The sequence below is a fragment of the Stenotrophomonas sp. CFBP 13718 genome (assembly GCF_014842145.1).
GTDB lineage: Bacteria > Pseudomonadota > Gammaproteobacteria > Xanthomonadales > Xanthomonadaceae > Stenotrophomonas.
Window position 1 is genome coordinate 253526 of record NZ_JACYVC010000005.1, and the last position, 22660, is coordinate 276185.

Below are 22660 nucleotides of genomic sequence, written 5' to 3' on the forward strand. Positions count from 1 at the left end.
GCGGTGTCGGATGGGAGGGAATCGCAGGGAGGGAAGGCCGCTTCAGGACCCGGGAAAGCCCGGCCCACGCCGCAGGCGGATCGGGCCGGCGTCGATCGTGTCCGGATCGCTTTGCGTATCGCCCTGGGTAACGATGATCGTGCCGGCGCGCGCCAGATCGGCTGCTGCATCGCGGACCGGCTGCATCAGGACGCGCCACGCTGTTTCACTCTCGGCCAGTGCCCGTGCAACGTCGGAAGGGCAGATGGAAGAGGCGGGAGCGCGTTGCTGCAGCAGTGCGATGATCGTGTGGGCGATATCCATCCTGGCACCCTAATCGGGTCCGGGTGACCACGGTGTCTGGCGCGGTTCGGCGCGAGGGCGACGACGCCCATCAACCTGCTTACGAATGTTTCACGCGACGCAAATGGCTGCTGGATAGGATGCTGGCCTCGCTGTCATCACGGAATGATCCAGTACATGAGCTCATCCACGCGCGTCTTCGCGTTGTCTGCTTTCCCGTTGCTGCTGGCTGCATTGGCCGGCTGCTCGAAATCGCCGGACGGCGAGCCCGCCGCGACTGCGGAGTCACGTATTGCCCGAGATGCGCCGGACCCGCAAGGCGAAGAGGCCCAGCCAGATGCGCAGAATCAGGGGCCCGAGTTTCCCATCATTCCCAGCATCGTCGTCCCGGAGATAATCGGCGTCACCCCGGCGCAGCGCGCGCTGGAATCGTCCCTGCAGTCGATCCTCAATCCCGTTGAAGGCATCACCGTATCGCCTGCGCGCTGCAGTACCGATGGCAGCCTGATCAACGAGGGCGGCATCACCGAGGTGGACGAGCAAGGCAAGCTGACCCGCAACGGCGATGAAGGCATTTTCATGATCAACCCCGACGGAAGCGGCACGGCCAACTTCGAGGGCGGCCTGGTGCGGGTGAATGCCGACGGCAGCGGCACCATCAACGGCAATCCGTCCGGCGGTGGCGACGATGCGATCATCACCGTCCAGGCCGACGGCTCGGGTACCTACAACGGCGTCGCTGGCCTGATCCAACTGGACGGCAAAGGCGCGGGCACCTGGAACGGCGATAGTGGCCTGATCACCAACAACGGCGACGGCAGCGGTACCTGGAATGGCCCGAAGGGGCTGGTGCGGGTGAATGCCGATGGCTCGGGGACATGGAACGGCGAAGAGGGCCTGGTCTACAACAACGGCGATGGCACCGGTACCGTGGGTCCGCCTGCGCGCCCGGTGAAGATGGCGCCACTGCCGCCGCTGCCCAAGGCCGGTCGCTTCCCGCCGCTGAAGAAATTCGCACCGCCCGGTGCGCCGTGCGGTTACGTGATCACGCTCAACGACCGCGTGCTGTTCGACTTCGACAAGTCCGACATCCGCCCGGACGCGGCCAGCCTGCTGGATACGCTGGCCGGTGCGCTGAAGGATGTGAAGTCCACCGGTATGCAGGTGCGCGGTCATACCGACTCCAAGGGCGCCGATGCCTACAACCAGCAACTGTCGGAACGTCGCGCGGCATCGGTGGTCGCGGCGCTGCGTGAGCGCGGCACCGCCCAGCAGGCCGATGCGAAGGGGTACGGCGAAACCGAGCCGGTTGCCCCCAATGAAATCGAAGGCAAAGACAATCCGGGCGGGCGGCAGTTGAATCGCCGCGTCGAGATTTTCGTCCGTTCGTAATAGATCGTCCGCCAATGCGGACTGCCATGGAGATGTGGATGAAAGCTACCGTTCTTGCCGCCTTGACCGCCGCTGCCGCGCTGCTGCCGGCACTGCCCGCAGCGGCTGATGATTTCAGCCTGGGCTACGACGTGGACCGTTTCCCGGCCAGCAAGCTCAGCATGCAGGCCTGTCGCGCCGCCGTATCGCGCGGTGCCGCCGCGCTGGGTTACACCACCCGCGTCGACCAGGACCAGAAGACCCTGGTGCTGCATGTGTCCGCGCCGCGCACCGATGGCCGGTCGTTGATCGCTTACTGCATCAGCGCAGGCGACCAGACCGTTTTCGTGATCCAGGCGTTCGACTACTCCGGACCTGGTAACCCCGACGTGGACCGGGTCAAGGCCCGCGTCGGCGCGGAAGTGCGCAAGTCAGTGCGGTGAGCCGAGCGCGTTGACCTCGCGGTTTTCCACTACGCGGGGCGGATTGGGCGTACGCACAAGCGAGATCATCGCGCGCCCGATCGCCCCGTTGGTGGTGGCCGCGGCCGGTACGTTCTTCACGATCAAGCTCTGCAGGGGAGCGGCCAGGGTGTGCATGGCGCGCAGCAGCCCATGCGGGCTGTGCGTGCCTTCCTCCGGCAGGATGCCACCCGGCCGCACCATGACGGTGGTGATGGGAAGTGCCTGCAGGGCTGCTTCGGTTTCGCCCTTGATGCGCAGTGGCATCAGTCGGCTGTCCGGGTCCGAGTTGGCACCTGAGATGTAGAACAACCGCCCCTGTGGATTGGCCGAGGCGTAGGCGCGTGCCACCGCCAAGGTGAGGTCCAGCGTGACGTGCCGGTAGGTCGCTTCGGCGGTACCGATGGGGGGCGCGCCGGCGCAGTAGAAACAGGCGTCGATGTCGGCCAGCTGCGGCGCGACAGTCGCGGCCTGCGCGAAATCTTCCAGCCGTACTTCATGGAGCTTCGGATGAGGGCGGTCGATCGCACTGCGTGTCAGCACCGTAACGCGGGTGACGTCTGCCGCGTCAAGGCAGGCATTGAGCACGCCCTGGCCCAGCAGGCCGGTCGCTCCGGTCAGAAGGATATGCATGGTGGGTGTTCCTGCGCGGTGGGGCCATCGACTCTACAAGCGCAGGCAGGGAAGGGTGGTGATGGCCGCTGACCATCAGCCCCGCGCGTCAACTCACGTCCTCTCCCGCCGCATCGGTCGGTGCCGCCACCTACCCGCATCACGGCCAGTTGTGTACAGTCCGCGCAATCATGCGCTCAGGGAGGAATCGGGTTTGGCCACGCAGAAATGGGTTCGTCTTACCGTCGGCATCGTATCGACGCTCGTCGTGGGTTACCTGCTTTCAGGCTACCTGACCCTGGTCTTCCTCGGTCTGGATACCGCGCACTGGTCCTGGGATACGTATCACCAGTACTTCAGCGCGCTGGACCAGCCGCAGGTCGCCCCGTTCGTGGGCAAGATCAAGGCCGCCGGCTACGTGGGCTTCGGCCTGCCGCTGCTCATTTTCTTCGTCGTGTGCGCCTTCCTGCTGCTGCGTCGGAAGAAAAAGGGGCTGCATGGCGATGCACGGTTCGCCAACGGGTCTGATCTGTCATCACATGGGCTGTTCAAGAAGACCGGTGACAGCATCGTGGTGGGCAGTTACAAGGGCAAGCTGGTGCGCCTGTCGGGCCAGCAGTTCGTGATCCTTGCCGCGCCGACGCGCTCGGGCAAGGGTGTGGGCGTGGTGATCCCGAACCTGCTGGAATACGAAGAGTCCGTCGTGGTGCTGGACATCAAACAGGAAAACTTCGAGCTGACCAGCGGCTGGCGCGCCCAGCAGGGTCACGAGGTGTTCCTGTTCAACCCCTTCGCGGAAGACCGCCGCAGCCATCGCTGGAACCCGCTCAGCTATGTGTCCAACGATCCCGCGTTCCGGGTGTCGGACCTGATGAGCATTGCGGCAATGCTCTACCCGGACGGCTCGGACGATCAGAAATTCTGGGTCAGCCAGGCGCGCAACGCCTTCATGGCGTTCACCCTGTACCTGTTCGACAACCATGACGATGAGCTGCGCAGCGGCTTCCCGGGCGGGCAGGGCGTGCCGACGCTGGGCGCGATCTACCGCATCTCCTCCGGCGACGGCAGCGACCTGCGCAAGTACCTGCAGACCCTGGCGGGGCGCCCGTTCCTGACCAGCAATGCGAAGTCCGCCTTTGCCAACCTGTTGTCGCAGGCGGACGAAACCTTCGCCTCCATCATGGGCACCTTCAAAGAGCCGCTCAACGCGTGGATCAATCCGGTACTGGATGCGGCCACCAGCACCAACGACTTCCTGCTGACCGACCTGCGCAAGAAGAAGATGACCATCTACATCGGCATCCAGCCCAACAAGCTGGCCGAAAGCCGGATGATCATCAACCTGTTCTTCAGCCAGATCATCAACCTCAATACCAAGGAACTGCCCAAGTCCAATCCGGACCTCAAGCACCAGGTGCTGCTGCTGATGGACGAATTCACCTCGATCGGCAAGGTGGACATCATTGCCTCGGCGGTGTCCTACATGGCCGGCTACAACGTGCGCCTGCTGCCGATCATCCAGAGCATGGCGCAGCTGGATGCCACCTACGGCCGGGATGTATCGCGCACCATCATCACCAACCACGCCCTGCAGATCCTGTATGCACCGCGTGAGCAGCAGGATGCCAACGACTACTCGGACATGCTGGGCTACACGACGCTGCGCAAGAAGAACATCACCAAGGGCCGTGAAAAGACCCACAGCTTCAGTGAAGAGCGCCGCGCGCTGATGCTGCCGCAGGAGCTGAAGGCGATGGGCACGGACAAGGAGGTGTTCCTCTATGAGGGCATCCCGCATCCGGTGATGTGCGACAAGATCCGCTATTACAAGGACCGCCACTTCACCTCGCGCCTGCTACCAAAGGTCGACGTGCCAAGCTTGCAGATATGACGCATGGCGCCACGTCGCGTGTCGCATAAACGCGTTCATGACGCTGAAGTAGTGAAGTGGGTCATCTTTTTGGCGTGATCTTGTACAACTTTCATGCTTTCTTGACGCACTTTTGACCTCTATGTATGAGACCCTTCCGCATCGGTTCAGTGCATCGAACTGTTGGAATTGTTCAGGTGGCTGTATCGGCCACCGCAACAGGGATGGCTTCGAACGAGGTGAAGGTCGGTGCTGCAGGCCCACAGGGCAGGTACACCGACCGGTGGGCAGGCGGCCACGGCCGCAGGGGAGACGGTTTCACGCAGCGGCATAGGCCGGCGTGCAACCGGTTCCAGCGTGCAGATGCAACGCTGGACTGCCGAACCACCCGATTCGCAGCTGCTTTTTCGTACGTCAAAGGATGTTCGTATGCGGCAAGCGTTGGTAAAGACTTTTATCGCCGTGGCGGCGGTAGCAATGGCAGGCTGTGCAACCAAACCCGCACCGGACTTCGGTGGGCGTTGGAAGCCAGTCAATCGCTTCGACGCCGCGCCCACGGAAATCCCCCTGTACACCAGCTATGCCTTCCAGGCATCGCCGATGGATGGCACCTTGAAGGCCATGCTCGAGCGCTGGGCAGCGGATTCGGGCATGACCCTGGATTACCGCCTCGGATCGGATTACACGCTGCATGGCGGCGTATCCCGCATATCGACGACGAGTGCGCAGCAGGCGGTGGCCGATGTGACCACAGCCTATGCCGCACAGGGCGTTTACGTGAGCATCGTGGGCAACAAGATCGTCGCTGGCAGCAGTGCGGCGGTGCCGACGGCGGCCACTACGCCTGCGCCTGTCGTGACCGCGCCCGCACCCGCACCGGTAAGCGCTGCGCCCAGCGGTAGCTGACAGCTGTTGTTTTTCTCCACGTAGTGTCCTGCACGCGGTGCGGGACATGGCGCTCATTGACGTCCACGTAGTCCGGAAGAATCCATGTTCCGTAAGAAAGACCCAGGCAACAGTCCCAAGGTCGAGCAGGCTGTGGCGAAGGCCGTCAGCTACGAGATCACCGTGGCCGACATGGCGCGCAAGAGTGAGCGTCGTGCGTGGTGGGTGGCGAGCGCCTCCTTGCTGATGTCCTTGGCGCTGGCGGGTGGGTACTACTACGTGCTGCCGTTGAAGGAAAAAGTGCCCTTCCTGGTGATGGCTGATGCATACACCGGCACGGCGTCGGTAGCGCGCTTGTCCGGGAATCTGGGCGAGAACTCGATCACCAGCAACGAGGCGATCAACCGCAGCAACGTGGCGCAGTACGTGCTGGCGCGCGAATCCTACGACTACGCGATCATGGGCCTGCGGGACTGGGAACAGGTCTTCGTGATGTCCGATCAGGCGGTGGGTGCAGCGCTGCAGGCGCAGTACAACCGTAGCAATCCGCAGAGTCCGCTGGTGCTGTATGGCACCGAGCGCGCGCTGCGGGTGAAGATCCTCAGCATTACCCCGCTGGGCACGTTGCCCAACGGTGGCTTCCGCGGGGCCTCGGTACGCATCCAGCGCACGTTGCTGGACAAGCGCACCGGCGCATCGACCTACCTGGACAACCAGCTGGTCACGCTGCGCTTCGAATACAAGGCTGCCCTGGCACTGAGTGAGCAGGAACGCGTGCTCAATCCGCTGTCGTTCCAGGTGACCGAATACCGCGTGGACCGTGATTACGCCGCTGCAGGCGTACCGGTGCCGGATGCCTCGACCGCCGCCCCGGCTGCCACGTCGGCCGTGCCCAGCGACGTCGCAGCCCAGCCGGCAGCAGAGGTCCCGGTCGCCCGTTTCGATCCGATCACCGGCCAGCCGCTGGCTGAGCCTGTGCAGACCGCTCCGGGCCAGATGGTGCCTGCGCAGCCACTGCCGCCGGGCACGAATCCGAACCAGGCCGCGCCTGGCACTTACACGCCGCAGCCGGTCCCCGCGCAGGGCACCCCGGTTCCCGGCGCGCCGGCGCAGGCTGCGCCGGGCCAAGGCACGCCGCTGCCGGCGCGCAATCTTTCCAGCGGAACTGCTGATGGAGCAAGCAACCGATGAGTAGTCGCAAGATCAGGACATGTGCATGGTTGGTCGCCGGGGCGTTGGCCCTGTCGGCTGCCAGTGCGTCGGCGCAGGGCGTCGACCAGTACGAGTATGAAAAGGACCGGATCTATCAGGTGCGCACCGGCCTGGGTCTTACCACTCAGATCGAGCTCAGCCCGAACGAAAAGATCCTCGACTACAGCACCGGATTCAGCGCGGGCTGGGAACTGACCCGTCGCGGCAACGTGTTCTATCTGAAGCCGAAGAACGTGGACGTGGACACCAACATGATGGTGCGCACGGAAACCCACCACTACATCTTCGAACTGAAGGTCGTGGCCACCGACTGGCGCCAGCTGGACCAGGCACGTCGGGCAGGTGTGCAGTACCGCATCGCCTTTACGTATCCCAGCGACAGCGAGTTCGGTGTCGCCCAGGAAGCGGTGGAAGAAGAGGCCAAGCCGCTGCTCAGCACGGTGCTGGCCAAGGATCGTCGTTACAATTTCGACTATTCCTATTCCACCCGCCGCGCCAAGAAGATGGGGTGGTTGATTCCGGTCAACACCTATGACGATGGTCGCTTCACCTACGTGCGGCTGCCCGCGTCGCCGGAGTACAAGACCGGCATCTTCCCGGCGGTGTTCGGCCGCGAGACGGAAAACGGCGAAGACTTCGTGGTCAATACGACCGTGGAAGGCAACACGCTGGTGGTGCACGGCACCCATCCGTACCTGGTGATCCGCCATGGCGATAACGTTGTTGGCCTGCGAAGGAACGTCAAGAAATGAGCCAGACCACTCCCCCGGGTAATGGACCCGACGACAGGCGCGATGGCACGCAGCCGGAAAACAACCCGTATTTCAACCGGGTAGATCCGGAGCCTACGCCTGACCTGGACGCTTCGGCCCCGCGTCTGCGGACGGTGGAAGAGCGCCGCCTGGATCGCAAGGCGCTGCTGTTCCTGGGTGGCATCCTGCTGCTGCTGCTGGCCATGGGCTACCTGCTGTTCCGCAAGGGCAACGAGCCGGAGCCGGCACCGGTGCCGCGTGCTGAAGCACGTACCACCACGCCCGTGCTGCCGACCATCCCGAGCGCGACGCCGATCGAAGCGCCTGCCGAGCCGATTCCGATGTTGCCGCCGCCGCCGGTCGATGACACAGCGCCGTCGTACGCCGGTGGTGATCGCGGTGATCGCGGCCCGCGTGGCCCGACCTTGCTGGAGCGCCGCATCGCTGCTGCCGAAGCGCTGGGTGAAGGCCAGGGACAGACCCTGGGGCAGTATCCGCAGCCGCAAGGCCAGGCCAATCCGTATCTGCCGGGCGGTCCGCTGGATCCGGCCGCGCAGGGTGCCGGTGGTGGTGGTGCCCAGGGTGCGCAGGGCGGGATGCTGGGCCGGGAAGGCGAAGCATTGCCGACCTCCGCTGCCTTCATCCGCAGTCCGGATGCACTGCTGGTGCGCGGCACCTATCTGCGTTGCGTACTGGAAACGCGGATCATCACCGACATCCCGGGCTACACCTCGTGCCTGGTGACCGAGCCGGTGTATTCGATCAACGGTCGGACGCTGCTGCTGCCGAAGGGCTCGAAGATCTACGGCAGCTACAACGGTGGCCCGGTGGCCAAGCGCGTGGACGTCATCTGGGACCGCATCACGACGCCGAACGGCATCGACGTGGCCATGTCCAGCCCCGGTACCGACGGACTGGGTGGCGCCGGCGTGCCCGGGCAGTACACCGCCCACTGGGGCAAGCGTCTGACCAGCGCGCTGATGATCAGCCTGCTGGCCGATGCCTTCAAATACGCCGCGGCGGAAAACGGTCCGGAAACCACCACGATCGGCAGCAATGGGTTCGCGGTGCAGAGCCCGTATGAAAGCGCGACCGCGCGGACCATGGAGCGCCTGGCCGGTGAAGCGCTGGCGGATCGGCCGCAGCCGACCGTCACCGTCAACCAGGGCACCGTGATGAACGTCTACGTCGCCAAAGACGTTGATTTCAGCGCCGTGCTCGGCCGCCGGATGTAAGGAGCGAGAAGGACCGTGGACGCAGAAACTTCCCCCATCGCACTGGTTTCCAGTGAATTCCTGCAGTACCAGTATGAAGTGCTGGGCATTGCCGGGTTCATGGAATCGCAGGACGTGACGGAAATCTGCATCAACCGTCCGGGCGAGCTGTACCTGGAAACCCGCAATGGCTGGGAACGGGTCGCTGTTCCCACGCTGACCTTCGAGCGCGCACGCCAGTTCTGTACGGCGGTGGTCAACGAGAGCAACACCGGGCAGCGCATCACCGATGCCGACCCGATGGTCTCGTTGACCTTCCCCAGCGGCCCGCGTGCGCAGTTCGTGATTCCCCCGGCGTGTGACGGCGGCAAGGTCTCCATCACCATCCGTCTGCCGTCCAAGCACACGCGCACGTTGTCGCAGTACCAGGACGATGGGTTCTTCGACCAGATCCTGGAGCAGGATGCTGGCCTGAACACCCAGGACCAGGAGTTGCTGGCGCTGCGCCAGTCGCGCGAGTACGCCGAGTTCTTCAAGCGCGCCGTGCACTACCGCAAGAACATCGTGGTGTCCGGTGCCACCGGCAGCGGCAAGACGACATTCATGAAATCGCTGGTCAACCATATCCCCGCGGAAGAGCGGTTGGTGACCATCGAAGACGCGCGCGAACTGTTCATCACCCAGCCCAATGTCGTGCACCTGTTGTACTCGAAGGGCGGGCAGAGCAGCAGCAACGTCAGCGCCAAGACCTGCATGGAAGCCTGCCTGCGCATGAAGCCGGACCGGATCATCCTGGCCGAGCTGCGCGGCGATGAGGCGTTCTACTTCATCCGCAACTGTGCGTCCGGCCATCCCGGTTCCATCACCAGCTGCCATGCCGGCAGCCCGGAACAGACCTGGGACCAGTTGGCGCTGATGGTGAAGGCGTCGTCGGAAGGCTCGGGGCTGGAGTTTGCCGTGATCAAGCGCCTGCTGCAGATGACCATCGATATCGTGGTGCATGTAAAGGCGCACGCAGGTTCGCGCTACATCACCGGCATCGATTTCAATCCCGGCCGCACCCAAGGGCAGGAGCAGTAACCATGGCCATGCAGAACCATCGACCGTACCGCGCAGGCAAGGGGAGGGCACGCTGATGCTGCCTGGACTCGAAGTACTGGCCTGTCCGGAAATGGCCGTCTCCATGGACGTGATGAAGCACGTGGTGCAGGTGGAATCCTCGCGCAACCCGTACGCGATTGGCGTAGTGGGCGGCGCATTGGCGCGCCAGCCGCAGCGTCTGGACGAAGCGGTGGCGACGGCCAAGATGCTGGAACAGAATGGCTACAACTTCTCGCTGGGGTTGGGTCAGGTGAACCGCTACAACCTGGCCAAGTACGGCCTGAACAGTTACGAGAAAGCGTTCGAGACCTGCCCGAACCTGCAGGCGGCCTCGCGCATCCTCGCTGAGTGCCACTCGCGTTCTGGCGGCGACTGGGGCAAGTCGTTCAGTTGCTACTACTCGGGCAACTTCACCACCGGTTTCCGCCACGGCTATGTGGACAAGGTGTTCAACTCGATGCGGCGTGGCCAGATGGTGGCCGCCGTTGGCGGGGTGCAGCCGATCCGGGTGATCGACCGACAGGGCCCGCGTCCAGCCTCTGCCACGCGGCAGCCGCTACCGGAGCACGTCACGCGTTTGAACAACCGGATCGCCGGGTCGGCGTCGGCACCGGTAGTTGTTGCGCAGCCGGATGATCCGGCGCGCGCCTACGTGGTGTATCCCAATACGAATGACATGGTCCGTGGCAGCTTGCTGCGCACGGCCGACGGCGCCTTGTCGCGCGCGGTCATGGGCCTGGTGGATCGCGCGGTGCAGCCGCAGCAGTCCGCTCAGCCGGTGGCCGGCGGCATGTATGCCGAGCCGCCGCAGCAGCAGATGGCCGCGCCTGCGCCCGGATATGCGCAGCCGATGCAGGAGCAACCGGTACTGGTGCAGCCGTGGGGACAGCGCAACGCGCCGGCCCAAGGCGCCGCACCCGTCCAACAGGCGCCGCAGCAGCGGGCACCGCAAGGCCCGCCTGTCGATGACGCCTTTGTTTTCTGACCCTTTTTACCGGGGCGCCCCCGCACCCCTTCACCCGCAACATCCCTCCAGCACAGCAGAAGGAACGAAATCCATGAACAAGTCCCACATCGATCTGGCGCATGCCAAGCGCACTGCCAAGACCCTTGCACTGGCCACCGCCTTCGTTGGCGCTCTGTTCGTGCCGGAAGTGTTCGCGCAGGAAGGTTTCGCCGACACCGACAAGAAGGTCTGCGGCTTCTTCGACAGCATCAGCGGCCTGCTGAACATGGCCTCCATCGCCGTGGTCACCATCGCAGTGATCTTCGCCGGTTACCAGATCGCGTTCGCCCATAAGCGCATTTCCGACGTGTCGCCGATCCTGATCGGTGGCCTGCTGATCGGTGCAGCCAGCCAGATCGCCAAGATGCTGCTGGGTGACGGCGCTACCGAATGCACCGCCGCGCTGATCCAGGCGTCCAGCTCCTACTATGCATAAGAACGTCGTCTTCCGCGGATGCACACGGCCGGCGATGTTCCTCGGCGTGCCGTATGTCCCGTTCTTCATGGTCGCCGGCGGTCTGCTGCTGCTGTCCATGTACTGGAATCTGTGGGTACTGCTCGCGATTCCAGTGGCGGTTTTCATCATGCGGCAGATGGCAAAGCGCGACGAAATGATCTTCCGCTTGATGGGTCTGCGCCTGCAGTTCAAGTTCCGCGCGCGGAACCTGCAGGATCATGACGGCATGTGGGTGTTCAGTCCGAACGCGTATCGCAAGACCCCGGCACCGGACGACCATCGTCGTCCCGCGCGTCGGCGCTGACCGTTTTTCCAGCAGTACGTTCGTCCAGCGATCCAGGAGAGTTGCATGTTCAGTCCCGATACGTCGATCAGCGAGTTCATTCCCTTGTCCTCGCACGTTGCACCGTCTGTGGTGAAGACCACCGGTGGCGACTATCTGCTGACCTGGCACCTGGAAGGCCTGCCCTTCGTGGGCCGCGAAGAGTGGGAGCTGGAGCACAAGCACAACACGTTCAATCGGTTGCTGCAGTCCCTGCGCGCGCCTGACTTCGTCAATGTCGCCTTCTGGGTGCATGACGTACGTCGCCGCCGCAAGCTGAAGTCGCGCAGCACGTTCCGTGAGCGCTTCAACCAGGACGTGTCGGATGTGTACATGGACATGCTGTCCAGCCAGCGCATCATGCAGAACGAGCTGTACATGACGATGATCTACCGCCCCGTCGTGGCCGGTAAGCGCTTCGTGGAAAAGTCGGGGAACGTCGAACGCCTGCAGGCCGAACAGGATCAGGCGGTCGACAAGTTGATGGAGCTGGCGGGCAACGTGGAAGCGGTGATCCGTGACTACGCCCCGTACCGGTTGGGGATGTACGAAGCAGCCAACGGCGTGGTGTTTTCCGAAACGCTGGAGTTCTTCGGTTACCTGATCAACCGGATCGACGAACCGGTGCCGGTGCTGGCCGCGCCGGTCGCCGATTACCTGCCGGTCAGCCGGCACATGTTCTCGCCGAAGACCGGCGATTTCGTGATCAACACGCCAAACGGCGAGAACCACTTCGGCGCGATCCTCAACATCAAGGAGTTCGCCGAAGGCACGTGGCCGGGTGTGCTCAATGGGTTGAAGTACCTGGATTTCGAGTACGTCATCACCCATTCCTTCAGCCCGATGGGTCGCCAGGATGCACTGAAGATCCTCGACCGCACCAAGGGCATGATGATCTCCTCCGGTGACAAGGCCGTCAGCCAGATCACCGAGCTGGATTACGCCATGGACCAGCTGTCCTCCGGCAATTTCGTGCTCGGCGAGTACCATTACATCATTGCCGTGTATGCCGAGAGCCAGGTCAAGCTGGCCAACAACGTGTCGGCTACCCGCGCGGAACTTTCCAATGCCGGCTTCGTGTCGGCCAAGGAAGACCTGGCGGTCACCTCGTCGTTCTACTCGCAGATTCCGGCCAACTGGCGCTACCGCACCCGTCTGGCCAACCTGAGCTCGTTGAACTTCCTCGGCCTGTCGCCGCTGCACAACTTCGCCACCGGCAAGCAGCAGAACAATCCGTGGGGCGAGTGTGTGACCACGCTGCAGACCACCAACGGCCAGCCGTACTACTTCAATTTCCATGCCACCCACCCGGCGGAGAACTCGCTGGGCGAAAAGGCGATCGCCAACACCATGGTGATCGGCAAATCCGGTACGGGTAAGACCGCGCTGATCAACTTCCTGCTCAGCCAGGTGCAGAAGTATGATCCGGCGCCGACCATCTTCTTCTTCGATAAAGACCGGGGCGCGGAGATCTTCGTCCGTGCCTGCGGCGGCAACTACCTTGCGCTGGAGAATGGACGCCCGACCGGCTTCAATCCGTTCCAGTGTGAGCGCAACGAATCCAACGTGCAGTTCCTGGCCGATCTGGTCAAGGTGCTGGCCGGCAAGACGCAGTACAGCGCTCGTGAAGAAGAGGACATCTTCCGCGCCGTGGAGAGCATGCTCGATACGCCGATGCACCTGCGCAGCATGACCAACTTCCAGAAGAGCCTGCCCAACATGGGCGATGACGGCCTGTATGCGCGCATGCGCCGCTGGACGTCGGGCAACTCGTTGGGCTGGGTGTTCGACAATCCGGTGGACACCATCGACCTGACGCGCGCGAACATCATCGGCTTCGATTACACCGAAGTGATCGACAATCCGGAAGTGCGCGTGCCGGTCATCCAGTACCTGCTGCACAAGCTGGAATCCCTGATCGACGGGCGTCGCCTGATCTACGTGATGGACGAGTTCTGGAAGATCCTTGACGGCAGCGGCGGCCTGAAGGAGTTCGCCAAGAACAAGCAGAAGACCATCCGTAAGCAGAACGGCCTGGGCATTTTCGCCACGCAGAGCCCGGAGGATGCGCTGAACAGCGATATCGCCGCGGCGCTGATCGAACAGACCGCGACGCTGATCCTGTTGCCGAACCCCAACGCCAGCCGCGAAGACTATATCGAAGGCCTGAAACTGACCGAAGCCGAGTTCAAGGTCGTCACCGCCCTGGATGAACGCTCGCGGTGTTTCCTGGTCAAGCAGGGGCATGCGTCCAACGTCTGTCAGCTTAATCTTCGCGGTATGGACGACATTCTGTCGGTCATTTCAGCCTCGACGGACAATATCGATGTCATGCACCATGTACTCCATGACGCTGCAGTGCGCGAGAAAGTCAGCGAGGCCGATCTCACACCGGAACAGTGGTTGGAAGATTTCTACAAGCAGCGGAAGGGCTCGGGTAAGCCGGCCTCTTCCAGCAGGGAGCAGGCCGCATGAACACCAAACAGACTCACCGCATGGAGGTTCTCATGACTCGTCCAAATTCCAAGCCCCCGCGCACGGCGCGTCGCATGACCAAACTCTGCTCCAGCCTGGTACTGGGCGCCTCGATGCTGTTCGCGACCAACGTCGGCGCCTCTGGTGTGCCGGTGTTCGACGGCGCGAACTGGTTCGAAAACATGTGGTCAAAGATCCAGTCCGGGGCAGAGTTCGCCAAGGATGAACTGCGCTGGGCCGAGCAGCTGAAGCGCTACACCGATGCGTTGGTGACCATCAGCGGCACGATCAACAACTTCGGCCTGCCGGCGGGTGCACCACTGACCACCGTGCCGGACGACTACATGGTGGCCGAGACCTGCGGCGGCGCCGATCTCAGCCTGACCGGTCTGTTCAAGCGTTTCGTCTACCAGCCCGAGGGTGACTGGAAGGCCCAGCAGCAGACGATCTGCTCGCGCATCCGTGTCATCCGCAACCGGAAGTACAACGAGTCCATCGAGTTCGCCGGCGGCACCATGGCGCAGATGCAGGCCGCGCTGGATCGCATCAATAATCTGCGTACGGGGAGCAAACTGCTAGGCAACGTGACCGCAGTTGACAGCGAGTCGCTGCGCACGGCCAACGATATCGCGGTCAAGACGCGCGAGTGGGAGACGCGCATGAAGGCCTACGACGCGTTCATCTCCGTCGAGGAAGAGAACCTGAAAGTAATCGCGATGGGTGCGCTGAAAGGCAAGTCCAACCGGCTTGCGCGTGATCTGGTGAAGACGGCAGCCCTCAAGACTGCCCTCAGCATCAAGTAAGACCGCTGCATCACCGTTTGATGCGCAACGACAGGCTGTCGCTGGGCAAACAGGAATAATTTCCAAGGATCGCAGGAATGATGTTCAGGGCACTCGACAATTTCCACTTCTCCGACGGGTTACTGCACCTGCTGCAGAACGTCGCACGCGTGCAGTCCTCCATCGGTGACTTCGTTTTCTTCCGCCTGATCCTGGATTACCTGGAAAAGCGGATCAGCGATTTCGGCGTGGCGTTGCTCGGCAACATGATGACCTGGGTAGGCGGTATCGCCCTCACCCTGATGACGCTGTGGGTGCTGGTGCAGGGTTTCCGCATCGTCACCGGCCGCAGCCGCGAATCCATGATGGCGCTGGTGACCGACATGGCGCGTGCCGCGCTGATTGTCAGTATCGCCACGAGCATGGCCATGTTCGGCACCAAGGTGCATGACTTCCTCGCCAACGACGTCAAGAACGAGATTTCGCAGGTCGTCACGGATTCGGACAAGAAGCCGGAGGACCAGATCGATGACGCGCTGGCGTGGATGCAGGTTGCCATGTCCAGCATCGACGCGATCAACGTGGCGGGCGATCCCGTACTGGCAGGCGACAAGAACCGCGCCATGATGCTTATTGCCCTCGGTACGGGTGGGCCAGCGGTCACTGCGGGCTCCATGCTGCTGCTGTATCAGATCGCTTTGGCGTTGTTCATCGGCCTTGGGCCACTCTTCATCCTCTGTCTGTTGTTCGACCAGACCAAGGCGTTGTTCCAGAAATGGCTCTTCTACGGCATAGGCACGATGTTTTCACTGGCCGTCCTCGCAGCGATGGTGTCCATTGCGCTGGACATGGTGATCCGTGTCGCCGGTGCATTCTGGGCTACGGCTTTGGTTGATACCTTCCTGATGAACGGCAGCATGAGTGATGGCATGACCAGCCAGGCCATGCAGCAGGGTGGCATGGGCTTGATCCTGACGACGTTGATCTTGACCGCGCCGCCGATGGCAGCGTTCTTCTTCCAAGGGACTTTGGGTAGCTTTATGGCGTATTCGCAGATTGGTGGTAGTGCGGGACAGGCAGCGCCAGGGCCCCAGGGCCAGCCGCCTGGGTCGTATACGCCGGCGTCACCTTCGAATCTCGGCAGTGAGACACGGTCGTCAGGGGAGACTTCTCAGGACCTTGGTCGAACCGTTATGGGATCCTCGGCTAGCCCTTACGTTGCTCCTCCAACTTCAGGACAGCGCGGCGCAGCCCGCGAATAGTAGGCTCAATAGTAGGGTTCAGAAGTTATGACTAGATTATTTCCCTTGTTACTCGCCTCTGTAGCGATGATGGGTTTTACACCTAGGCTTGCCTACGCTGAGGGCAATTGCCCTCCAGGCCAGTATCCGGTGGGAGGCGGTGGCGTTCAGGGATGTGCGCCCATACCCCAGGCCGCACCGCCACCTCCGACACCTACTGGTGAATGGATAACGACCTGGGGCGCAGTTGTGAACTCCCCGACTACCGGCGCGACGGGAGTTGCGACAGGAAAGTTTAAAAAGTCTGATGCGCTGGCCGAAGCACGCTCTTTCTGCGGGAGCAAGGGCGCTACGGATTGTAGGGAGGAATACACCTACAAGAATCAATGCATGGCTGTCGCTGATCCCCCGGCCCCTTCACAGTGGCACGCCCAGTATGCTCGCGCGAATACCATCGAGAGAGCGGTGGAAATCGCCATGACCTCATGTACGGAGGCGGGCGCGCCCACATGCAAGATTACCTACGCCGACTGCACGAAGCCAGTGTTCAGGAAGTTCTAGAACTTGGCATCTGTGGGCAGTTGATAAAAGGCCTCTGCTGAGCGCGGCGACGCTTCGTGGGACCGTTCCGGTCGATCCTGGGAAGTACGGTGCAGCAAACAAATGAATTGGTCCTCGAAACTGGAGCGTTGTATGGGCGGACGAATCGGGAATCTTCCTTCTGGGTTTGCAGTGTTGCTTCTCGCATGCGCAACCTTTGCATCTCCGGCAGTGGTTGCAGAAGGGAGGTGCCCGCCGGGGCAGTTCCCGGTGGGAGGCCCTGGCATGCTCGGTTGCGCACCTATAAATGGTGCAGCCCCAGCGCAATCAGCGCCGCAGCCGACGGGTAAATGGATTGACACGTGGGGCGCCATAGCGGTGTCAGACGCGAGTGGCGACAGCGGCGTTTCGAGCGGAAAGCTGAGCAGATCCGACGCCGTCTCGGAGGCGCTTCAGAACTGCACGGCAGGGGGGTCTGCGGATTGCAAAGCGCAGGTGACATACAAAAACCAATGCGTCGCGGTGGCGAAGTCCTCCATCGCTACTCAGGAAGGTGTGGCTTACACCGGTCCTGAAGAAACGGTGCGGGCTGAAGCTCTCGCGCGTTGCTCCCGCGGCGGCAGGCACTGTCAGATAAAGTATGTCGACTGCACGAAGCCAATTTTCCAGCGATTTTAGTTTCTTTCTTCTTGTTGGTGCCAACTGCCTAAGTAGACAGTAGTAAGCAAGCCTCGTGGGCTGGAGCCTTGGATGATCATGAGAAGCCTGGTTTTTCTCACCCTTCTCTTACTTGGCGGGGGAGCCGCTGCAGAGGGGCGGTGCCCACCAGGCCAGTTTCCTGTAGGAGGTCCTGGGATGCTTGGGTGTGCTCCTATTCCAGGGGGGCAGGCTCCAGCGCAGGAGCCGCCCAAACCGAATGGACGCTGGCACTCCAGGTTTGGCGCCATCGCAGAGGATGCCTCCGCAGGTGAGCGTGGCGTCGTGCTATCCACCGGCGTGGCAGAGGCTCAATCTTCAAGTGGTGAAGCCAGCTCGCTCGCAATCAAGAATTGCGAGCAGAACGGCGGCTTGAGATGCAAGGTCGTGACTTCCTACACTGATAGCTGCATTGCCTTGGCGGATCCGATTCCTCGCCCTCGACCTCCGTCAATGAAGTCTGTCAGCGCTGGTGGACGAACGGAGGCCCTTGCCATCGACGCAGCACGCAAGGGGTGCTCGCCCCAGGACGGTGGCAAGAGCTGCAACATTGCATACGCGGCCTGCAGCCTGCCCCTATTTGAGGCATTTCGCTGACTCGAAGGACGTCCCGACTACTCCGATTCTCATCGCTGCGCCGATGCCAGTGATCTTCTTCCACGTCGCGATGTGCACGCTCATGGCTTAATCGCAGGTCCGTTGCACGATCTTCGGTCAGCGCCAAGTCTCACGTGACAACTGCGTTGCCTTGGTGGAGCGCAGCGTTTATAGGATCCAAGATATGTTTCGTTTCGTAGTCATTCTGGCCGTGTCCGTTGGCGCTCTACTTCCAATGGGTGAGGGTGTGAAGGCTGAAGGACGCTGCCCGCCTGGCCAGTTTCCGGTTGGAGGCCAGGGCATGCTGGGTTGCGCGCCAATCCCGAAGGCTGCTGCAGAGCCTGCCGCACCGCGACCTACCGGCAGATGGATTGAGACGTGGGGGGCCTTTGCAGTTTCAGGCACCACCGGCGGAGCCGCGACGGGCTTGCGAAGCAAGGCGGAAGCATCCAGAGCCGCTATCGCCGACTGTGCGAAGGATGGCGCCAAGAACTGCGCAGTGAAAATGACCTATAAGAATCAATGCATGGCGGCGATGTATTTTGGCCCGGGATACGAGAGCAGGCTTCGGTCCGCCGCAACGGCCGACATCGCCAGCCAAGGCTTGGAACGTGACTGTAGGGCGCAGGTTCCGAACGGCGTATGCGAAATCATCTACACCGGCTGTAGCGAGCCGATTTTCGAGAAGTTCTAGCGTTCGATCAGGACTAGCGTCGGATTTAGCCCCCAGAGGATGTATGTTCAAGCAAGCACACTACTTCCAAGTCTTGGTCGCGCTTTCGGTGTTGGTCCTGCCTTGTTTCGCGGCCAGTGCCGAGGGCAACTGCCCTCCCGGTCATTACCCCGTTGGCGGACAAGGCGTCATGGGGTGTGCGCCGATATCCAATTATGGCGGAGCGCAGCCGGGGCAGCCTCAGCAGCCTGCGGTGGATCCTGGGCGGTATGAAGCGCGTTGGGGAGCGTTCGCACTCTCTGACACCACCACTGACGCGGGTGTTGCAGCAGACGAAGTGAGTCGCAGCGCGGCCGTTGCGACTGCGCTTGGAAAATGCTCGCGCAATGGCGTGAAGGATTGCCGGGTCATCTTGGATTACAGCAGCCAGTGTGCCGCGTGGGTTGTGCCACCGGCTGATGTGCCTGGTGCGAAGGTAGGCTTGGGCGTTGGCAAGACGACCGAAGCGGCCATTGGCGATGGATTGATGAAGTGCAAGCCTGCTGCAGGCGGGACGTGCACGGTCGCTTACAGCGGTTGCAGTCTGCCAAAGTACATTCGCTGAGTGTTGGTTCCGTTCGAGGAGGGGGCGCAGATAAATGGGCTCCCGTCAGATAGGCGGTTGACGGTGCGATCTGGCAACCTTGCCTTGCGCGTGGACGGACTACACCCTCAGCAAGGCTGAGGTAACGTTTTCAAGTAAGTTGCAATGCCTCGTAAGTCCTCTGTAGGTCAGACTGGGGGAGGGTTTTCCGGCGTGATGGAGAGCGACAGTGATAAGGAGAAGTGCGTGCTTGAGCGATTGATCTTCATGGCAACGCTTGTCGCGTTCGCCTTCCTGCCGTTCGCAGCCAGCGCGGAAGGCCGCTGTCCGCCGGGGCAGTTTCCCGTAGGCGGGCCTGGCATGCTGGGTTGCGCACCTACCGGGGGCGGCGCACCGTCACCCCTCGCTGAGGCGTGGACCGCGCCATGGGGCGCTATCGCGACCTCACCGACACAGTTGGCCATGGGCGTTTCCAACACCCAGAACCGCAAGCGGCGCGCGGAGCGGGAAGCGCTGGATCAGTGCAAACGCAGTGGTGCGAAGGACTGCGTGATACGTGTGAGCTATCAGAATTCCTGCGTGGCGGTCGCGTCGCCGCCGGAGCCGACGCCACAGCATCTTGTGGTCGGCAGAGCATTCACCCTCGAGAATGCGATCACAACGGCGACGGCCGAATGCTTCCTCCAGGGTGTGGGGGAATGCAAAGTAGGGTATTCGGATTGCTCGGTCGCGGTGCGTATACGCTGATTGCGATGCGCCGTGTGGGCCGGGTGTTACCCGGCCCAACCCATCTGTAAGACGACTTTAGGCATTCATGCTGCGTGCTGCCGTCTGGCTCTGCTCGATCTGCATATCGCGGTCCTGCGACGCCACCTGTTGGGCAGCCTGCTGCGACGCGACGCGTTCGCTGGACTGATCCAGTGGGATGTTCATCGCTTCAGTGGTTGCCACCGACACCCGCAGATGCGCCGGATCGTTGACCTCACCCTGCACCCCGAAGGTGCGCGAGGCATCGTTACTCATCAGCACGTTGTCGATACGGGTACCGCCATTGGCATGCATTTCCGCCGCCAGGCTGCCGGCCAATTGGCCCGTGTGCTGATCCGGCGTACGCCCCGCGCGCAGGTCCTGCGCTTCCACGCCGCGCAGAGCGTCCTGGAACAGCAGGTTGCCGGGGTGGCCGGGGCTGTCCATGCGCATGGCGCCGTCGCGCTTGTGCGATTGTTCTTCGGCCGCCTTGCGTGCGGGTTCGCCGGGGTCAAGCGGGCCGCGGATACGGTCGTAGATGTCCACTGCGTTGCCGATACCGCCGCGCGTGGCTGTGGTCAGACCGCCACGCAGAAACTCCAGCTTGTCGCGGTACTCGTTGATCATGCCCGCGTTCTGCTTGGCCAACGCTTGCGAGGCTGGATTGTCCAGCACCGATTGCTTGTCCAGGAAGTTCGTCATCATGTGTGAATCCAGCGAGCGACCGGCGGCCAGCAAGGCAGAGTCGGGCATCAGGAAGCCGGCAACGGCGCCGTTGCGGAAGCCGGATCCGTACAGGTTCTTGATCTCGGTCTCATTGGCGTAGACCTTGACCTGGCCATAGTGGCCGGAGGCCGCGCTGACCGGGTCGGCGGACATCACGTGGTTGACCATCGCATTGCCCCCTTCCGGAATGCGGTAACCCAGGCTGGCCGCGCCGTAGGCATTGAAGGTTTCGCCCTTCAGGCCGTGGTGGTGCGCAGAGATCTGTGCGAGCGAGCCACCGAGCGAATGACCGGTGACCGTGACATCCAGGTGCTGGCCGCTACGGGTTTCTTCGCGCTGCGCGAACTGATTGGCCCGTGCAGTCAATGCAATCGCATCGTCGGCCTGCAGGTTGGTGCGGGCGACCACCATGCCGAGGTCGGCAACCACATCGTGCAGCGGCTGCTCGGTGCCCCGATGGGCGACGACGATTTCGTTGGTATCTACCCGCTGGTAAATGAAACCCTGGTAGCCGTTCTTGTTGTTGACGTGCTCCAGGATGCGGTAGCTGTGGTCACCGATCGGGACCACCTCCGCTTCATCGGGCGCCCAGCGGCCGACAGCGCGATCCTTGTAGGCATCATCGGCGAGCGCGGCGTAATCCTGGCTGCGCAGGCTCATGAGCGCGCCTCTTTACCGGTCAGCGTCACCGAGAACAGTGCGTCACGCAGCTCGGGCTTGAAGCCCTCCGGAGCGTCTTTTCCGTAATCGGCGTAGTTGTCCATCTCGTCGCGCGGGTAGCCGAGGTCGGCGTAGTGCTGGGTTTCCCGCTCACCCTTCACGAAACGGTCCGCATCGATGAAGGACACGAAGCGGGTCTCACCCTCCGCACCCGTAGCCTTCAGCGTGGCGCCGGCTCCACTGAACTTCCACTGGCAGACGCCGCGATCGTAGTAGTCCTCATCCAGCATGCGATCAAGATAGACCGTCCCTTGGTACTCGGTGTCGGAGATTTTCTTCAGCTCTACCGGTTCCTTGCTGGTGATGCGGCCCGCGCGGCCGGTCGCCGGCACGATGCGCCCGCATTCCTGCTCGTTGACGACGTCGTACTGGGCGGTGCCGTTGACCACGGTGAACGGGCCGGGCGCATCGTCGATTTTCAGCACGAATTGGTAAGCCTGGCGGGGTGCGGGATTGAGCTTGGCCAGCCCGCGGCCGCCCTGTTCAACGTCCTGTTCTGCAGTAGCGATTTCCTGATTCATGGCGGTCTCCGAATGGCAGGCAGTAAGAAGCAGCAACACAGCGCACGGCAGAAGTGATCGGCGCACTGGGGGCCTCCTGGATGGTGGGGAAAAGAGTGAAGCAGGTGGGGTCATGGGGCAGCACTCACGGGCGCGCCTCTTTACCCATCAGGGTGGCTGAAAACAAAGACCCGCGCAGTTCAGGCTTGAAGCCCTCCGGGGCGTCCTCACCGTAGTCGGCGTAGTCGTTCAGCGATTCGCGGGGATAGCCCATGTCGGCGTAATGCCGGGTTTTGGTCTCACCCTTGATGAAGCGGTTAGCTGGGATGAAGGACAGGAAGCGGGTCTCGCCATCGGCACCGGTTGCTTTCAGCATGGCGCCCGCTCCGCTGAACTTCCACCGGCAGACGCCGCGATCGTAATAGTCTGCGTCGAGCATGCGATCCAGATGGACTGTGCCGCGGTACTCGGTGTCGGAGATCTTCTCCAACGCGACCGGTTCCTGGCTGGTGATGCGCCCGGCGCGTCCGGTCGACGCCACGATGCGTCCGCATTCCTGTTCGTTGATGACGTCGTACTGGGCACTTCCTTCAACCACCGCAAACGGGCCGGGCGCATCGTTGATCGTCACGACGAATGCGTACGTCTGGCGGGGGGCAGGATTCAGCGCGGCCAGCCCGCGGTCGCCCGTGTCCTGCTGCTCCACCCCGGAGTGACAGGCGGCAAGCAGCATGAGGACTAAGCAGGGCAGGACGGCGTTTCGCATGGAAAGCGTCTTCGCGGACCCGGGAAATGGCAATGAGGAGCGATCAGGCATGCATCTGCCGCGTTGCGT

At 62.5% G+C, this 22660-nt stretch carries 21 protein-coding genes; 16 read left to right on the forward strand and 5 right to left on the reverse strand.

What is annotated here, in order from left to right:
* Window positions 1–42: 42 nt before the first annotated feature.
* On the reverse strand, window positions 43–303 hold the full coding sequence (locus tag IFT58_RS10785; protein ID WP_192094864.1) for a DUF3253 domain-containing protein: 261 nt from the start codon (window positions 301–303) through the stop codon (window positions 43–45).
* Between the two features lie 156 nt (window positions 304–459).
* On the opposite strand from IFT58_RS10785, the gene IFT58_RS10790 reads away from it, so the two are divergent.
* The gene (locus tag IFT58_RS10790) at window positions 460–1674 is read left to right on the forward strand and encodes an OmpA family protein (RefSeq protein ID WP_192094866.1); all 1215 of its coding nucleotides are present in this window, start codon (window positions 460–462) and stop codon (window positions 1672–1674) included.
* Window positions 1675–1712: 38 nt separating this feature from the next.
* Complete coding sequence (locus IFT58_RS10795) at window positions 1713–2096, forward strand: DUF6180 family protein (protein ID WP_192094869.1); 384 nt, start codon at window positions 1713–1715, stop codon at window positions 2094–2096.
* Here IFT58_RS10795 and IFT58_RS10800 read toward each other — a convergent pair.
* Window positions 2085–2747 (reverse strand): NAD-dependent epimerase/dehydratase family protein, encoded by a 663-nt coding sequence (locus IFT58_RS10800; protein ID WP_192094870.1) that lies wholly within the window; start codon window positions 2745–2747, stop codon window positions 2085–2087. The two genes, IFT58_RS10795 and IFT58_RS10800, sit on opposite strands and share 12 nt — an antisense overlap.
* A 193-nt stretch (window positions 2748–2940) precedes the next feature.
* On the opposite strand from IFT58_RS10800, the gene IFT58_RS10805 reads away from it, so the two are divergent.
* The 14 genes from IFT58_RS10805 (at window position 2941) to IFT58_RS10890 (ending at window position 19879) form a co-directional block, all read left to right on the forward strand.
* Window positions 2941–4617: a type IV secretory system conjugative DNA transfer family protein gene (locus IFT58_RS10805; protein ID WP_223203017.1), complete on the forward strand. Its 1677-nt coding sequence runs from the start codon at window positions 2941–2943 to the stop codon at window positions 4615–4617.
* A gap of 408 nt (window positions 4618–5025) precedes the next feature.
* Window positions 5026–5502 carry a toxin co-regulated pilus biosynthesis Q family protein gene (locus IFT58_RS10810; protein ID WP_249405663.1) on the forward strand — a complete coding sequence of 159 codons (477 nt, stop codon included), beginning with the start codon at window positions 5026–5028 and terminating at the stop codon, window positions 5500–5502.
* A gap of 84 nt (window positions 5503–5586) precedes the next feature.
* The gene (locus IFT58_RS10815; RefSeq protein ID WP_192094872.1) at window positions 5587–6672 is read left to right on the forward strand and encodes a type IV secretion system protein; all 1086 of its coding nucleotides are present in this window, start codon (window positions 5587–5589) and stop codon (window positions 6670–6672) included.
* Window positions 6669–7445 carry a TrbG/VirB9 family P-type conjugative transfer protein gene (locus IFT58_RS10820; RefSeq protein WP_188327014.1) on the forward strand — a complete coding sequence of 259 codons (777 nt, stop codon included), beginning with the start codon at window positions 6669–6671 and terminating at the stop codon, window positions 7443–7445. Before IFT58_RS10815 ends, IFT58_RS10820 begins: the two co-directional genes overlap by 4 nt.
* Window positions 7442–8680, forward strand: coding sequence for a TrbI/VirB10 family protein (locus IFT58_RS10825; RefSeq protein ID WP_192094873.1), 1239 nt, complete (start codon window positions 7442–7444; stop codon window positions 8678–8680). Before IFT58_RS10820 ends, IFT58_RS10825 begins: the two co-directional genes overlap by 4 nt.
* Window positions 8681–8695: 15 nt before the next feature.
* Window positions 8696–9739, forward strand: coding sequence for a P-type DNA transfer ATPase VirB11 (gene virB11, locus IFT58_RS10830; RefSeq protein ID WP_192079827.1), 1044 nt, complete (start codon window positions 8696–8698; stop codon window positions 9737–9739).
* A 55-nt stretch (window positions 9740–9794) separates the two neighbouring features.
* Window positions 9795–10745: a lytic transglycosylase domain-containing protein gene (locus IFT58_RS10835; RefSeq protein ID WP_188327017.1), complete on the forward strand. Its 951-nt coding sequence runs from the start codon at window positions 9795–9797 to the stop codon at window positions 10743–10745.
* 73 nt (window positions 10746–10818) lie between these two features.
* Complete coding sequence (locus IFT58_RS10840) at window positions 10819–11202, forward strand: TrbC/VirB2 family protein (protein WP_192094874.1); 384 nt, start codon at window positions 10819–10821, stop codon at window positions 11200–11202.
* A complete protein-coding gene (locus tag IFT58_RS10845) occupies window positions 11195–11527 on the forward strand; it encodes a VirB3 family type IV secretion system protein (protein WP_188327019.1) in 333 nt (110 codons plus the stop codon). The genes IFT58_RS10840 and IFT58_RS10845 overlap by 8 nt, the downstream gene beginning before the upstream one ends.
* 45 nt (window positions 11528–11572) lie before the next feature.
* A complete protein-coding gene (locus IFT58_RS10850) occupies window positions 11573–14020 on the forward strand; it encodes a VirB4 family type IV secretion/conjugal transfer ATPase (protein ID WP_192094875.1) in 2448 nt (815 codons plus the stop codon).
* Between the two features lie 32 nt (window positions 14021–14052).
* On the forward strand, window positions 14053–14823 hold the full coding sequence (locus tag IFT58_RS10855; protein WP_192094876.1) for a hypothetical protein: 771 nt from the start codon (window positions 14053–14055) through the stop codon (window positions 14821–14823).
* A 77-nt stretch (window positions 14824–14900) separates the two neighbouring features.
* A complete protein-coding gene (locus tag IFT58_RS10860) occupies window positions 14901–16064 on the forward strand; it encodes a type IV secretion system protein (RefSeq protein WP_192094878.1) in 1164 nt (387 codons plus the stop codon).
* Window positions 16065–18060: 1996 nt separating this feature from the next.
* Window positions 18061–18570: a DUF4189 domain-containing protein gene (locus tag IFT58_RS10880; RefSeq protein WP_249405664.1), complete on the forward strand. Its 510-nt coding sequence runs from the start codon at window positions 18061–18063 to the stop codon at window positions 18568–18570.
* Window positions 18571–19492: 922 nt separating this feature from the next.
* Window positions 19493–19879, forward strand: coding sequence for a DUF4189 domain-containing protein (locus IFT58_RS10890; protein ID WP_274603058.1), 387 nt, complete (start codon window positions 19493–19495; stop codon window positions 19877–19879).
* Window positions 19880–19936: 57 nt separating this feature from the next.
* Here the strand turns inward: IFT58_RS10890 and IFT58_RS10895 are convergent, their stop codons facing one another.
* Genes IFT58_RS10895 through IFT58_RS10905 form a run of 3 tightly spaced genes read right to left on the reverse strand, consistent with a single transcriptional unit; the run spans window position 19937 to window position 22558 of the window.
* Window positions 19937–21265, reverse strand: a complete 1329-nt coding sequence (locus IFT58_RS10895; protein WP_192094887.1) for an XVIPCD domain-containing protein — start codon at window positions 21263–21265, stop codon at window positions 19937–19939.
* On the reverse strand, window positions 21262–21912 hold the full coding sequence (locus tag IFT58_RS10900) for a hypothetical protein (RefSeq protein ID WP_192094889.1): 651 nt from the start codon (window positions 21910–21912) through the stop codon (window positions 21262–21264). The genes IFT58_RS10895 and IFT58_RS10900 overlap by 4 nt, the downstream gene beginning before the upstream one ends.
* A gap of 58 nt (window positions 21913–21970) precedes the next feature.
* The gene (locus IFT58_RS10905) at window positions 21971–22558 is read right to left on the reverse strand and encodes a hypothetical protein (RefSeq protein WP_192094891.1); all 588 of its coding nucleotides are present in this window, start codon (window positions 22556–22558) and stop codon (window positions 21971–21973) included.
* Between the last annotated feature and the right edge of the window lie 102 nt (window positions 22559–22660).